The 13,194-nt window shown below is 43.9% G+C and carries 9 protein-coding genes; all 9 read right to left on the bottom strand.

Going from position 1 to position 13,194, the window contains the following annotated elements; genetic code table 11:
* Positions 1 to 50: 50 nt before the first annotated feature.
* The 9 genes from OGI71_RS22495 to OGI71_RS22455 all read right to left on the bottom strand — a co-directional run bounded on the left by OGI71_RS22495 (position 51) and on the right by OGI71_RS22455 (position 13,181).
* Positions 51 to 1,325, bottom strand: coding sequence for a M28 family peptidase (locus OGI71_RS22495; protein ID WP_282252116.1), 1,275 nt, complete (start codon positions 1,323 to 1,325; stop codon positions 51 to 53).
* Positions 1,315 to 3,126, bottom strand: coding sequence for a CocE/NonD family hydrolase (locus OGI71_RS22490; protein ID WP_282252115.1), 1,812 nt, complete (start codon positions 3,124 to 3,126; stop codon positions 1,315 to 1,317). The genes OGI71_RS22495 and OGI71_RS22490 overlap by 11 nt, the downstream gene beginning before the upstream one ends.
* Before the next feature lie 47 nt (positions 3,127 to 3,173).
* On the bottom strand, positions 3,174 to 4,664 hold the full coding sequence (locus OGI71_RS22485; RefSeq protein ID WP_282252114.1) for a glycosyl hydrolase family 28 protein: 1,491 nt from the start codon (positions 4,662 to 4,664) through the stop codon (positions 3,174 to 3,176).
* A gap of 12 nt (positions 4,665 to 4,676) precedes the next feature.
* Positions 4,677 to 5,402: a glycosyl hydrolase family 28 protein gene (locus OGI71_RS22480; RefSeq protein WP_282252113.1), complete on the bottom strand. Its 726-nt coding sequence runs from the start codon at positions 5,400 to 5,402 to the stop codon at positions 4,677 to 4,679.
* Between the two features lie 10 nt (positions 5,403 to 5,412).
* Positions 5,413 to 6,897 (bottom strand): glycosyl hydrolase family 28 protein, encoded by a 1,485-nt coding sequence (locus OGI71_RS22475; protein WP_282252112.1) that lies wholly within the window; start codon positions 6,895 to 6,897, stop codon positions 5,413 to 5,415.
* Positions 6,898 to 6,900: 3 nt separating this feature from the next.
* Positions 6,901 to 9,765 carry a glycosyl hydrolase gene (locus OGI71_RS22470; protein ID WP_282252111.1) on the bottom strand — a complete coding sequence of 955 codons (2,865 nt, stop codon included), beginning with the start codon at positions 9,763 to 9,765 and terminating at the stop codon, positions 6,901 to 6,903.
* 10 nt (positions 9,766 to 9,775) lie between these two features.
* Positions 9,776 to 10,606 (bottom strand): sugar phosphate isomerase/epimerase, encoded by an 831-nt coding sequence (locus OGI71_RS22465; RefSeq protein ID WP_282252110.1) that lies wholly within the window; start codon positions 10,604 to 10,606, stop codon positions 9,776 to 9,778.
* Positions 10,600 to 11,421 carry a phytanoyl-CoA dioxygenase family protein gene (locus OGI71_RS22460; RefSeq protein WP_282252108.1) on the bottom strand — a complete coding sequence of 274 codons (822 nt, stop codon included), beginning with the start codon at positions 11,419 to 11,421 and terminating at the stop codon, positions 10,600 to 10,602. Before OGI71_RS22460 ends, OGI71_RS22465 begins: the two co-directional genes overlap by 7 nt.
* A 173-nt stretch (positions 11,422 to 11,594) precedes the next feature.
* The gene (locus OGI71_RS22455; protein WP_282252106.1) at positions 11,595 to 13,181 is read right to left on the bottom strand and encodes a RagB/SusD family nutrient uptake outer membrane protein; all 1,587 of its coding nucleotides are present in this window, start codon (positions 13,179 to 13,181) and stop codon (positions 11,595 to 11,597) included.
* Between the last annotated feature and the right edge of the window lie 13 nt (positions 13,182 to 13,194).

Raw genomic sequence — 13,194 nt, 5'->3', positions numbered from 1 at the left:
AACAGGACATTTAGTTACCAGGCAAAAGGAACACAGCGGTCCCTAACTGACTATATCGTTTTGATAAAATCAATCATCAACCGCACATACTCATCAAATCGCGTAAACGGTAATGTTTCATAGCGATCATAAATATCATGATAGGCAGCGATACCCCCTAGTGTATAGATAAAAAATGACGGAACTCCTTTCGCATAAAAAGGATAGTGGTCACTTCGGTTCATTGGACCGCGCACTTTGACTTCAGGTAGATATTTTTTATCCTTATTAATGGCAACCAAGCGTTCAAATTGGTCTTTAAAGATCGTACCATTGACGACCTGAATCCCATCATCCCCTGTTCCGGCCATATCAAAATTGAGTAAAAACTTGATCTTCCGCAGATCGATGAGCGGATTATTCGCAAAAAAAGTGGAGCCAAGCAAACCGCTTTCTTCACCTGAAAAAGCCAGGAATACGGTATTGTATTTTGGGGGATGCTGCCGATAGTAGGTCGCCAGATATAAAAGCAGCGCTGTACCACTAGCATTATCATTTGCGCCGGTAAATACTACACGTTTACCGATGGCACCAACATGATCATAATGTGCTGTGATCACAATCAGAGAATCGGATTCGCTTGTGCCTTTTATCATCCCACAGACATTATTGGTCAGGTAATTTTCCTGAAAAACCGCCTGTACCTTGAGCTGCAGAACCTTTCCTTCCAGCTGGATAACACTATTATTTTTTACATAGACAATTGGTCGATTAAGTTGGTTTGTAGCACCGCGCCAAAGCAATTTTTGTTCGGTCTGCACCAAAATTCCTTTATAGTACCCGCCGGATGCAAGACGCAGCAAGGTCATCCGTAACTGGTCGGCCTTCATCGTTGCTAAGGCGGCACGCTCATCCACCACCAGAAATTTATCCTTGAATAGCGGGTTCTGGATCAGCTGATCTACCGCAGCAGGATCCGCAGAAACCCTTATTTCGGTCAGTATAAATTTACCCTTCAGGGAAGGACTTGCGGCCTCGATCAGTGCCTGCTCGCCTAACTTGAGTTTTCGGCCATCCACCACTATTTTTACGTCTTTCGGAAAAACATTTGCGGGCATGGAGAAAGGCTGATAATAGCTAGTACCCAGAGGTAAAAGTCCATTTTTTTGATATTCAGAAGCAATAAAAGCTGCTGCCTTTCGGTCACCGTCAAATACATAGCCGCGTCCTGCATAAGCCTTGGAGGCTAAAGTTTTTACAACGGACCGCGCATAGTCGACCTGTGCCCGGAGTGGGAAGATGCCACTGAGCAAAAGAATAAACAAATAAAAAATCTTAGTTTTCATGAGAATTAACAATCGGTAATAAAATAAAGGATGCATATTTACCCTGACAATAAATCCGTTGTTCCTGCTTTTTGAAGTCGGCATCCGACGCTTCATAAATATTCATAAACTGCTGTGGATTTCGATCCACCAACGGAAACCAAGAACTCTGCACCTGCACCATAATCTTATGTCCTTTTTTGAACACATGTGCCGCATCCTGCATATCAAATCGAATTTCGTGAATCTGGTCGGGTTTTATCGCCTCCGGATGGGAAAAACTTTTTCTATACTTGGCCCGCATCACCTCGGCACGAACCAGACATTGACAATCGGAAAGCTTATCGCCTTTTGCATACGGGTGCACATCAATCAATTTAACGACGAAATCAGCATCCGTACCACTACTACTCACAAACAAGTTTGCCTGTATATTACCCATTAATTTGAGGTCTTGGGCCAAAACATCTGTTTCGAAAACCAGTACATCCTGTCGCTGAGCCGCAAAATATTGATCCTCATACATATACTTATACCCCCTTAAAACCGTTTTCTCCCGTGTATAGGGAACGGGTTTATTGGGGTCTGAATAATAAGATACATAAGATGGGGCCGCCTTCGTTGCTTGTTGGAAACTCAATTTCATCTCCGTTGTAAAAAATAGGGGTTGTGCCTTGCTTTTCACAATAGGCCAAGTCTCGTGCGTGGACCACTTGTTCTCACCAGTCACAAATATGGTAGCTACAGCGAGCGTATCTTTTCCTTTTTCTTTAAGGTAGTTGACAAAAAAGGGTAGTTCGACTTCTTTACGATAATAAACAGCCGTATTTTGGCCAAAGTCCAGGCTATCCAAATACCGCCCTGCTCCCTTGGTCCAAGAACCGTGATACCAGGGGCCCATCACCAGTTTGACACGATCAGGTGCTATTTTCCGCAAAGCCGCATATGTTTTCAGCGGACCGTATAAATCCTCCTGATCAAACCAACCTCCGACTACAAGTACCTGTGGTTTTACTTCACGGATGCGGGACAAATAAGCCCGGTCTTGCCAATAGTCGTTGTAATCGGCATTGGCCATCATCTCGTTCCACAATATGCTCTCGTTCTTCAGAAACTGTTTATTTAGATTTTTAAGCGCTCCAGCTTTGAGAAAAAACGAATAGGCATTGTCCGTTCCATAACCTGCAAAACCTGCTGGTCCTCTTATCCCGATGGAATCCCGTTTTTTTCCAAAAGAGGAAAGAAAGGAAAAACTCCCCATCAACATAAAAGCACCATTGTGATGCCGATCGTCTCCAAGAAACCAATCGGTCACCGGTGCTTGCGGCGAAACGGCCGCCAAAGCGGGATGGGAATCAATCAATGACATGGAAGCATACATTCCTGGAGAAGAAATCCCCCAAACACCCACTTTCCCATTGGAGTTCAACTGTCTGACGAGCCAGTCAATGCTATCGTACGTATCCGTCGATTCATTGACCTGTGTTGGATTACCTTCGACGATATAGGGCCTATTGGCAACAAAATCTCCCTCAGATTTATACTTACCCCGCACATCTTGGTATACAAAGATGAATTTTTCTTTTGTAAACTCCATACTGGGACCAATTGGAACACGAAAGGACTGCTCACCGTAGGGCGCGATGCTATATGGCGTACGTGTCATCAAAATCGGATAGCTTATCGAGGTACCCTTTGGCATATAAATGGCCGTATAGAGCTTGACCCCATCCCGCATTGGGATGTAGACCTCCTTTTTGGTATAATGTGCATAGACATATACGGAATCTTGCGCTGTATTCTGCGCGGAGACTCTTGTCATTGACAATAAAAAAATCAGTACCCAATAGCATCGCATCATATTTCTTTTTAGCGGATTATAGAATCAGCTCGGGGTTTTATCTTTTTAGAATCCACTGCAACGAGCTCCTTCTTACCCTTTGCCCCTGACTGCTTCACCTGTGACAGTGAATAACCTTTTACATCATCAAAGACCAGCATAGGTCGATACTCCTTATCTTTTAATTTCAACACGACCCGGTCAAAATGTATATTTTCCGCATGCCGAACATAGAATCCCCATGCCGGAAGTTCTTTAAATTGCGAAAACTCGGGATAAGCTGCCGCCATTTCTGGAATACTGTCCAGTTCAGCTTTACTCGTCCCCCGATAGGCATAATTTGGATTTGCTCCCCCAGGATAAGTGATTTCTATATTCCGGAATGTCACATTGCGAATGGGTGCATCTTTTAGCCCAACAATACTTGATGGTGAGGTATTTCTCGGATTATCCTCAATAGGCCCCTCATAAGGGTAACCGCTATCCGGTTTACCCTTTGCAACTTCCACCTTTACATTCTGAATCAAAATATTATTGATAGCCCCTGTTCTTCCCTTATTCCAACGAGCGCCAATACGCAGGTAAAAGGGATTTCCGGTATTAAATGCAAATAGACTGTCCACAATAATATCTTGCACAAGTCCTCCATCGGGCGTGGCAATTGTCAGTGCCGAACGAAAGGTGTCATATACCTTGTTATTAATAATCCTGATATTCTTATAGCCCCCAGCAGATACAGTTCCAAATTTGATTCCATTAGCACTAGAGCGTGCTGTACAGTTTCGGATTTCTACGTCTTCACAGATCTTTGCAGCGTCGTGAGATTTTAGGCAGATGGCATCATCCGATGCATCGATAAATGAATTCAACAACTTAAAGTTACGGCAGTCTACGATATCGATACCGTCATTATTCCAAAACGCTTTGCTGTCAACTGTAATGCTGTCAACAACCGTATTGACACATTGATCATAAACCTGTACCCAGTCGGCCGAGTTTCGGATCGTAATACCATGGATCCGCACATTTTCACAAGACCGCATATAAATCGCTTTTGGTCTTCTATTTCGTGGGCGATCATAATCCAGCGGGTCTTTCAGCACACCGCTTTGAATCTGTGCCAGCAGGTTATAGGCGACCTCCCGACCTTGCCCATCGATGACACCCTTTCCTTTTATCGTCACATTATTCGCCCCATTGGCATAGATCAATGCACAATTAGGCACATCAATATTATAATCGTAAATATTCGTTGAGCCCACCAATATAGCTCCTTCCTCCAATTGGATATGTACATTTTCTTTCATGACAAGTGTACCGGTCAGATAGCGTCCCACATAAAACCGTAAGGTTCCACCTCCTTGCTCATGGATAAAATCGATCGCCCGTTGAATGGACGTTGTATTGAGTGTTGTTCCATTCGATTTGATGCCAAACAAAGAAGCATTATATTCTTTGGCATTTAAGGTCAACATCCCCCCACATAGGAAGATCATGACCATGATGATGTTGATTTTCATATTCTTTCCCATTTAGATAGATTTTCCATTAGCCAGGCGACTGTTTTCTTTCGTCAGCCCCTGATTGCCATCGCTTTCGACCAACGCTTTCTCGATGGCCCGAAAAAAGATATTGGACAGGATTACTTTATTGGAATTTCTAATGTATACGCCAATACTACCCGGACAATTGATATCCAAACTGTTAAACACCACATCTTCACATCGATCGACAAACTGTGCCGTGCCCAGCAAATTGATTTCCATGATACCCGTGACCTGGATCTGCTTTGAATTCTGTAAATAAATCAGGTTAATATCTTCAGGTTGATCTGATAATGTGATGTATCCTTTTTGGCGTAATGCTGTTAAGTGGGTTTGCAGTAACTGTTGCTGCCCGTCAATAACGCCTTTTCCTTTAATCTGAATATTGGATTGGCCAACAGCGATGATCAGCGCTCTTTTTCCATCCAGGCTACTGTAGTCGAAAACATTGCTGCTACCCAACAATACTGCCCCTTCATGCAATTCAATGGAAACGTTGGATTTTAAGCTAAAAGATCCGGTCAGGTAACGCCCTACATAAAAATGTAATGTTCCGCCACCTTTTTTGGCGATATAATCTATGGCATATTGAATGGAGCCTGTGTTATTGGTTATTCCATCGGACTTACATCCAAAAAGAGATGCATTGTAATCCTGGGCGAATAACCTGAAACAGCTCGCCCATAAAAAAACTAAAAATAGGTACTTTTTCATGATGCGCGATCTAATTGGTTTTGACTTCTTTTGACTGATGCAAATGGAAACTATCCTTCAATAATTGTCCATTTAAATAGGATTTAAAATCCCAAACTCCTCCCTCCAGGTCATCGGCGACAATGGTCGGACGATAGTCGGTATTCTTTATGCGAAAGGAAACATTTTTCAGATTGATCTGCTTTGCATGGCGGATGTATAGTCCCCAGGCTGGCAGCTCCTTGAATTGTGAAAACTCAGGATAGGCATTGGCCATCTCCGGGATGCCATCCAGGGATTTCGGATCCGTACCACGATAAGCATACAGGGCATTTCCACCTCCGGGATAGACCATTTCAATATTCTCAAGGGTAACGTTTTCAATCTTATGATCGGGTAGCCCTATAATGCTCGCCGGCGAAATGTTTCGCGGCATATCTTCGACAGGTCCTTCATAGCTATAACCCAAATCAGGTTTATTAGCCGGAACCTCAGCATATACATTCCGGATGGTGATATTCTTCATAAAAGGCTTCTTGCCTTTGCTCCAGCGGTCACCGATACGCAGGAAAATAACGTTTCCAGTATTGATGCTGCGTACGCCATCCACCAGAATGTTTTCGACAAAACCGCCGTCCACCGCAGCAAAGGTAATGGCGGATCGATAGGTATCGTACACCACCAGATTTTTGACAACAAAATTTCGAAATCCCCCGCGGGACACTGTCCCAAATTTTAAAGCACTGGCACTTGAGCGGGCGGTGCAGTTTTCAACAAGTACATTTTCACAGACGGCATTCGCATCATGGGATTTAAAACAGATGGCATCATCTGCCGCGTCAAAAAAACAATTCCTGATGACGACATTCTTACAGTCCACCACATCGATACCATCATTGTTCCAATACGATTTACTATCTACGTAAATGCCTTCGACATGAAGATCTTCACATTGATCATAAGTCTGGTTCCAGCTTCCCGGATCCCGTAGGGTAATGTCCTTTATCACAACATTCTTACACTCGCGGAAGTAAATATTTTCCGGGCGGTTCCACTCACGCAGGCGATCGAGCTTCAGCTCATCCTGTACAATTCCTTTATGCACGTTCTGAAGCGCATTCATTGCCGTTTGGAATCCACGACCATTGATCGTTCCCTTCCCTACGATGCCAATATTGTGTTGCCGGATGGCATAAATCATCGACTGCCAGTTGACCACCGTATCTTTATGATAGTCGAAAGGATTGTTTGACCCCAACAGATTTGCGCCCTGCTCGAGATGCAAAGTCACATTGGATTTTAAATAAAACGATCCGGTAACATAATTGCCGGGGGTAAAGCGCAATGTTCCCCCACCTTTGTTCGTAATGAAATCTATGGCAGCCTGAATAGAACGCGTATTAAGCGCCTGGCCGTCGCCATTGATACCAAAATCCATGGCTTTATAATCCTGGGCAACCGCCAATCGAAACATCAGCGCCTGGATGATAATAAAAAAAATAGGTAATATCTTCATAAGTTAGCTTGTATATAAAGTAACTGGACCGATCAAGCCCATCGATTGCATTTCTTGTTCTCTCCCCTTGCGGTTGACCCAATACTGGGCATTTTCATTATCCTTGAGTGTTTTCATATAATTCCCCATGGTTGTGGTAATGCGGATTTCGATTTGGTTATCGCCCTGCTTTAGGCTCCCTATGAGATTATGGATCCGTCTTCCATACCATTTTACCCCAAGTGATTTTCCATTGACAAAAACTTCAGATACACCCGCTACACGACCTAAATTCAACAGAGCACTGTCCCCCGCGGACCAGAAAAACGAACGCCGATAAATAGCCGTTCCCGAAAACCACATCAAACGCTCATCGTCTTTAAAATCAACCAGACGGGATAGGAGAATTTGCTTCGAACTGCCCTCCTGTTTATGCTGCAGCTCAACATGCCACTGGTTATTCAAATCTTGGCTATTGTTTCCGCTAGTGGCCAACGGCTGCCAAATATCGCCCAGGTGATGCTGATCAAACACGAAAAGATAAGAATCTGTAGGACCTAGGTCCAACAATAAACTATTCTCCTTGTCTAGTTGTACGCGAAAGCGTTTACCACGATCTAAATCCCATAACCAGCAATTCTGCTTTCGAATTTCAGGTGCCACAAACGAAATATTTATAGTGGTACTGTTCAGTCGATGGGCATTCTGTATAAAATAACACTCACTTCCATCATCGCGGATATAACGCATTTGCATGACGTAACGGTCTGGCTGATCCAGTGTTAAATAATGAGGAAGCTGATACTTCCGCATAAGGAGACGGTACCAATCCATAAAATTATTGTCCTGCGGCTTTTTGACGGCTATAAAACGATCCGGATAAGATTGTAACCGCTTTAATAGTTGGCGTACTTCTTCATCTTTTTTTACGTGGTCCTGTAGGCCTAAACTCTGCTGCGGAAGCGTTTCAATGGCTATAACACGCCCACCAGAAGCTACAAATTCGACCAATCGTGACATCGCTGCAGGTGACATACGCTTGATCCCTGGTAGAAACAGCACGCTGTACCGTCTTTTACCATAACAAAGCTTCCCTTTTTCTACAGTACTGTCCTGTAAAACAATTTCGGTGATATAGTCCGCGTTCCCCCCATTTTTACTGATAGCCTCCCAAAGCAATGAGGTATAGGGAACATTCAGTTTCTCCGGAAAAGGATCGGTCTGCACACCATTTTCCGTCCACAGATCGTAGTTAGCAGGTAAAATCGCCATATCGGCATAGTAATCTCCCTGCTGAAGCTGCGACGAAAGGCGGGCTTTATAATCATTTAAATATTTAAAATATGGCCACCAATTGTTGCGTTCGTTATAAAAGGAACCATATTGAATCCAGCCCGGAAAAGGTGCTTCCAGTGGCGAATAATTGAATCCATGCCAGACGGAATGTGTAATACCTGACAAGGCACTCTGATCGGAGCCCAACTTGAGTAGCTCCAGTGGTGTATTAAAAACAAGGTAGGTATTGGTCATTTCCTCACAGCTGACCAACCGTTTTCCTTTGAGATGTGCTGCCGAAGAAACATATTTATCAATCATGGTATAGCCACGTCCCCGACGGTAATCCTCGTCAGACATCTCCTCCCCCAGCTTGTGGCGCAAGTAGTTTGTCGTCCACGATTCTCCTTCTGGAATATCATACTCCAGGCTGCTCTCCAGCGGAAAAAATCCCCGCCCATAGGCTTGCGCCCGTGACTTAACCCCAAGTGAACGACACCAATTAACATAGGTATCGGTAAAACGTTCTTTTAACAAGCATGCTTTGGTAAATTCATAATCAAAGCGTACGCGACTCAAGAGTTCGCTGAGCTCTTTGCTTTTTTTAGCACCATAGTTTTCATCCACCACAGCACCCAACCGTCCCACTTTAAATAAGATAAATGGTAAATAAGGCATAAGATCATACCCTCGGCGGCGTTCAAATTCGACAGCAAAATCGTCACACCAATTGCATCCCTCTAGCTCCATACTGTCAGTAAACAGCGCGCGCACATAATCTTTTAGTGGGCCGATCTGATCCTGCATACGGGTAGACATCCGATCCAAATAACGGGTTACAGTCTGCTTATCCATATGATTTAGGATGGATCCGGCTGCCCCGGGTGCACCATTGATAACTGATGCAAATGCCTTAAATTTTACCAGGACATATAAGACGTAATTACCTGCAGGAACATCAATCTCAATTTTATCCGCACTGATCCTGTCCGTATAATCGATCACTTCGGTCATCGATTCCATGGGATCTTTGACCAGTTTGACTGACAGGATTTCTGGGTTCCGTAACGGATTTTTATCCGTCACTGCAGGATCGATCATATTGAAAATATGGTAGGGTCTGACCCCATAACGTGTAGGCCCTTCAATGGATTCACAATGGACCAATACAACTTGGGCGGTCTCTTCTTCTTTCAGGTCTTCGGAACCAAAGGGCCAACCGGATCCGACAATAAGGTCGGCAGTCAGTCCGATTTTCTTGCTCTCAGTAGCTGCATACTGTACCATATCAATCCATTCTGGACTCAGCCATTTCAACGAGGGGATCCCCAGGTCATCTGTTCGCTTGGGAAAAGAAATGGGATTGATCTCCACCCCGCCTATCCCCGCCTCTTTGAGTAACATCAGTTCACGACGCAGTTCATTCTTGTTGACCTTATTCCCATTCCACCACCAGCGTACAAAAGGCCTATTGCCTGTTGAAGGAGACTGAAACAAGTTAAAATAATGGTCTGTATCCGCATAGCTAGTGTTACCGAAGGCCCTTAAATTCTTGGCAAGAAAAAAGGAAGCTCCAAGTAGACTGCTCTGCTGTAAAAATAGTCTTCGCTTCATAATATAGAGTTTAGGTGATGAGATACCTGGATAAGTATCTCTTCATCCAAAGATTTTGCTGCCATTGCCGTTCATTGTCCCTTTCGCGATTTCCAGACGAAATAAGATAGGGCGGCGGACCGAATTCGGTCGTTATGGTCAAGCGGGATTTGCTTTTATTCAGGTTTATCCACTGTTGCCAAAGGGCTAGGTGGATAGCGACAATATCGCGGTATATCTTCTTTCTGACATCGGGGACCTGCGGTCCCTGCGTATACCCAACCCGTGCATGTACATGCCTCACATGTGGCAAGACACGAGCCAGCTCCTCCGGTCGATCTTCCAGAAAACTTTCCGAAACACAAAACCAATGGGAAATATCCAAGGTAAGCTTCAGATCCGGATAGCTTTCCAGCATTGGCATAACGGTATGCAAGCCATAACTCCACTTGTTGCGGTGAGTTTCCTGAAAAATCTCGATTCCACACTGCTTTTCGATTCTTTCACATAAGTGCAAACCTTGTAAAACATCGACAGGAGAAAAGTATTCCCGTCCCATCTGTACCGAAATAAATTCAGGTGCAACATATGCTTGCGCCAACTTCCCATAATAGGAAAGTTGTTCCTCCAATAGTTTAAAATAAGCCTCAGTTGTGTCAAAGCTTTGCAGCACACAGGTAACAATGCTATATTTTAGTTTATACTTGCTGAGCAATTGCAGCACCGATGTCGGGTCTATGTTTTCTCCGAAAGGAAACCACTCCACCCCAGCATAACCCGCCGCCTGAACACGTTCGAGGAAATCTGCCCAAGGAATATGTTCACTTCCCCATCTTGGATAAAAGAAATCCAGTTTTACCATGCTGTATGGTAGATTAGCGGATTTTGCTCATCATTGTTCAATAAGTCACCCACCTGTAATGTCCCCCGATAATCATCCGGTAGAATGTTTGCCTGTCCATTGTAGACATTCCCATCGGGCATATAGGCACAGGTCATAGCCCGTCTAAATCCATTGGTCATATTAGGACCTGCACCATGAATTGTCAATCCATTGTGAAAGGTACAACTGCCCGCTTTTAGCGGTGTTGCCACCGGATTTACCTTTGCCATTTGCGGGTAATGTTCAAAAATCGTCCCCATATTCTTTCCGATACCCAAATTTTCAAATCCCGTATGTTTATACGACTGGGGAACGAAATACATGCATCCATTTTCTAGTGTCGAATCGTCCAAGGCAATCCATATCGAGAGCGCTTTACGATCAGAAAAGGACCAAAAAGGTGTATCGAGGTGCCAAGCTGTAGGATTCGCGAAGGGGCGCTTAAAGAGCGCCTGATCGTGCCAGATGCGGATACCATCAACGCCGGCAAGTTTCGCCGCCATTTCGCCGATACGCTTATCCACCATCAGTTCCTTTACCTGATCGCTCGTCTGCCAGAGGTTCAATAACTGGTCAAATACTTTTCCGAAATAATCGGCATCCTTATTAATTCCATCGTCTTCCCCTACTTTTGCCTCCTTTCCAGGCATCTTCTTTCCGGCACGTTGCTCCACCGCATCGAAAACAATTCTTTGCCATGTTGCCAACTCTTCCGCGTCCAGAAAATCTTCTATAACGATGTAACCATTCTCTTGGTAAAATGCGGTCTGTTCTTCGGTCAATTGGTTCTTCATATCATTAAATTTTAGGTTTTATGGAATTATATTCAGCTACTTGAAAATACGCAAGATTGAACGAAATTGTATCCTGAACTATCCTGTAAATAATCAGTACAGCTTGCATGCCCCAATGATGAGATCATGCAAGTGTCTGATTATATAAGCTTCATTGTCCCATTTTGATTTATTTAGTTTTGCACCATTTTATTGTTATACAACATTTCATCCAATGGAATCTGTAAGGTCATTTTATTAACAGGATAGCTAGATTTATCCACGTGCGTAGGTGATGCAGCACGGTTGATAGCGATATTCCAGCGTTTGTTATTATAAAATTCGCGTCCCCCTTCACCCCAGAGTTCTAACCTTGTTTGAAACTGTACCATCTCCAAGGCCGAAAGACCTTGCATTGAAGTATAGTTGTCGCAGGTCAATGGCGTTGTCCCAGATTTTGTGCGTGCAGCCAACAATGTATTGAGTGTTTGTTTCGCTCCCTGATCATCCTTATTCTGCGCCTGGGCCTCCGCTTTCATCAACAGGATTTCCGAACTGCGCATATAGTAACAGCTCACACGGCCGACATTCTTTTTGTCATCACTGCCCAGGCCATGGGTAGCGGCAAATTTGAGATTCGTATATAGAGGTATTGTCCTTTTATCGCCATTTGTTGGATAAGTGTAATCGCCCCAGTCTGAAGCCATAAAACAATTTATACGGTAGTCACGATTGTCTATTTGAGCATATAAACGGTTGTCTATGCGTTGAAAGCCTTGACCAATCCCACCGTTGCCTTCAGCAAAACAGTTCATCCACCAGTTATGCACCGTTACTGCTTCGCCCAATGCAAAACCAAAAAGTACTTCGGGATTGATGCTGATGTTGAGGAAGCCATTTTGCTCCGGCCTCATTTCAGGAGCGGCCTGCGTCCCTTTGTTGGTGGCGCCATACATGGCTTGGCTCATCAAGGTTGGGTACTTGCTCAGAATTTCATTACTGGCACTGATGGTATTATTCCAATCGCCTGTCCATAGCGACACCTTAGCCAACATAAAATTGGCTACACCAAGATCAAAGTCGGAGGGATCTGCTGTAAAACCAATCCCGGCCTCTTTAAACAGTCGAATAGCCTCATTGATGTCATTTTTAATGAAGGTATACGTTTCGTCCGCTGTAGATCGGGCCTTGCTTTCCTGAACAGGAGAATAAGTATCGTAGAGCGGCATGCCCAACTTGCTCTTTCCGCCCTGTTGATAAGCATTCTGATAGTTTTCCATCAAATAGTTATAGGCATAGGCACGTAATATCAACCCGCGGCCTTTGTATTCCTGCAGTTTTTTATTGGTACCGACTGTTGTTGGATTAAGATAATTCAGCATTTTGTTGGCTGTATTAACCATATTCCAAGCATAGTTCCAGTAAGGTGTGTTTTTGTCGGAAGCATCAGAAATAAAATCTAGCAGGTTATATTCATCCGAACCAAAAATATTTAACAACCTATTTCCAAGGACAATATCATTTCCTTCCAGATTACGCATCACATCAAATCCCTGGTTACTGCCATAGCGCGATTCGGAGGATAATGCCCCAAAATTGATCAATTTAGGCATATTGTTAGCCATACCACCAAGCACTGCCTGGATTTTCTTTTCGTCACCACTTTCGAGCAGCTTCCGGATCTGTTCATCCGTAATACTATTTGGTGGAGCAATATCCAGATCCTTGCTACAAGAAAAGAATAATGTCACAGCCAATGCACATAAAAATATCTTTTTCATCTGTATAAATTTT

The organism is Sphingobacterium sp. ML3W (assembly GCF_029542085.1).
GTDB lineage: Bacteria > Bacteroidota > Bacteroidia > Sphingobacteriales > Sphingobacteriaceae > Sphingobacterium.
This window is presented reverse-complemented; position numbering and strand designations above follow the sequence as displayed.

What these genes read in the sequence shown, in the direction of transcription:
- OGI71_RS22460 (WP_282252108.1), bottom strand. Translation starts at nt 11,421, where the DNA reads ATGAAGAACCAATTGACCGAAGAACAGACCGCATTTTACCAAGAGAAT.
- OGI71_RS22485 (WP_282252114.1), bottom strand. Translation starts at nt 4,664, where the DNA reads ATGAAAATCAACATCATCATGGTCATGATCTTCCTATGTGGGGGGATG.
- OGI71_RS22475 (WP_282252112.1), bottom strand. Translation starts at nt 6,897, where the DNA reads ATGAAGATATTACCTATTTTTTTTATTATCATCCAGGCGCTGATGTTT.
- OGI71_RS22495 (WP_282252116.1), bottom strand. Translation starts at nt 1,325, where the DNA reads ATGAAAACTAAGATTTTTTATTTGTTTATTCTTTTGCTCAGTGGCATC.
- OGI71_RS22465 (WP_282252110.1), bottom strand. Translation starts at nt 10,606, where the DNA reads ATGGTAAAACTGGATTTCTTTTATCCAAGATGGGGAAGTGAACATATT.
- OGI71_RS22480 (WP_282252113.1), bottom strand. Translation starts at nt 5,402, where the DNA reads ATGAAAAAGTACCTATTTTTAGTTTTTTTATGGGCGAGCTGTTTCAGG.
- OGI71_RS22455 (WP_282252106.1), bottom strand. Translation starts at nt 13,181, where the DNA reads ATGAAAAAGATATTTTTATGTGCATTGGCTGTGACATTATTCTTTTCT.
- OGI71_RS22490 (WP_282252115.1), bottom strand. Translation starts at nt 3,126, where the DNA reads ATGACAAGAGTCTCCGCGCAGAATACAGCGCAAGATTCCGTATATGTC.
- OGI71_RS22470 (WP_282252111.1), bottom strand. Translation starts at nt 9,765, where the DNA reads ATGAAGCGAAGACTATTTTTACAGCAGAGCAGTCTACTTGGAGCTTCC.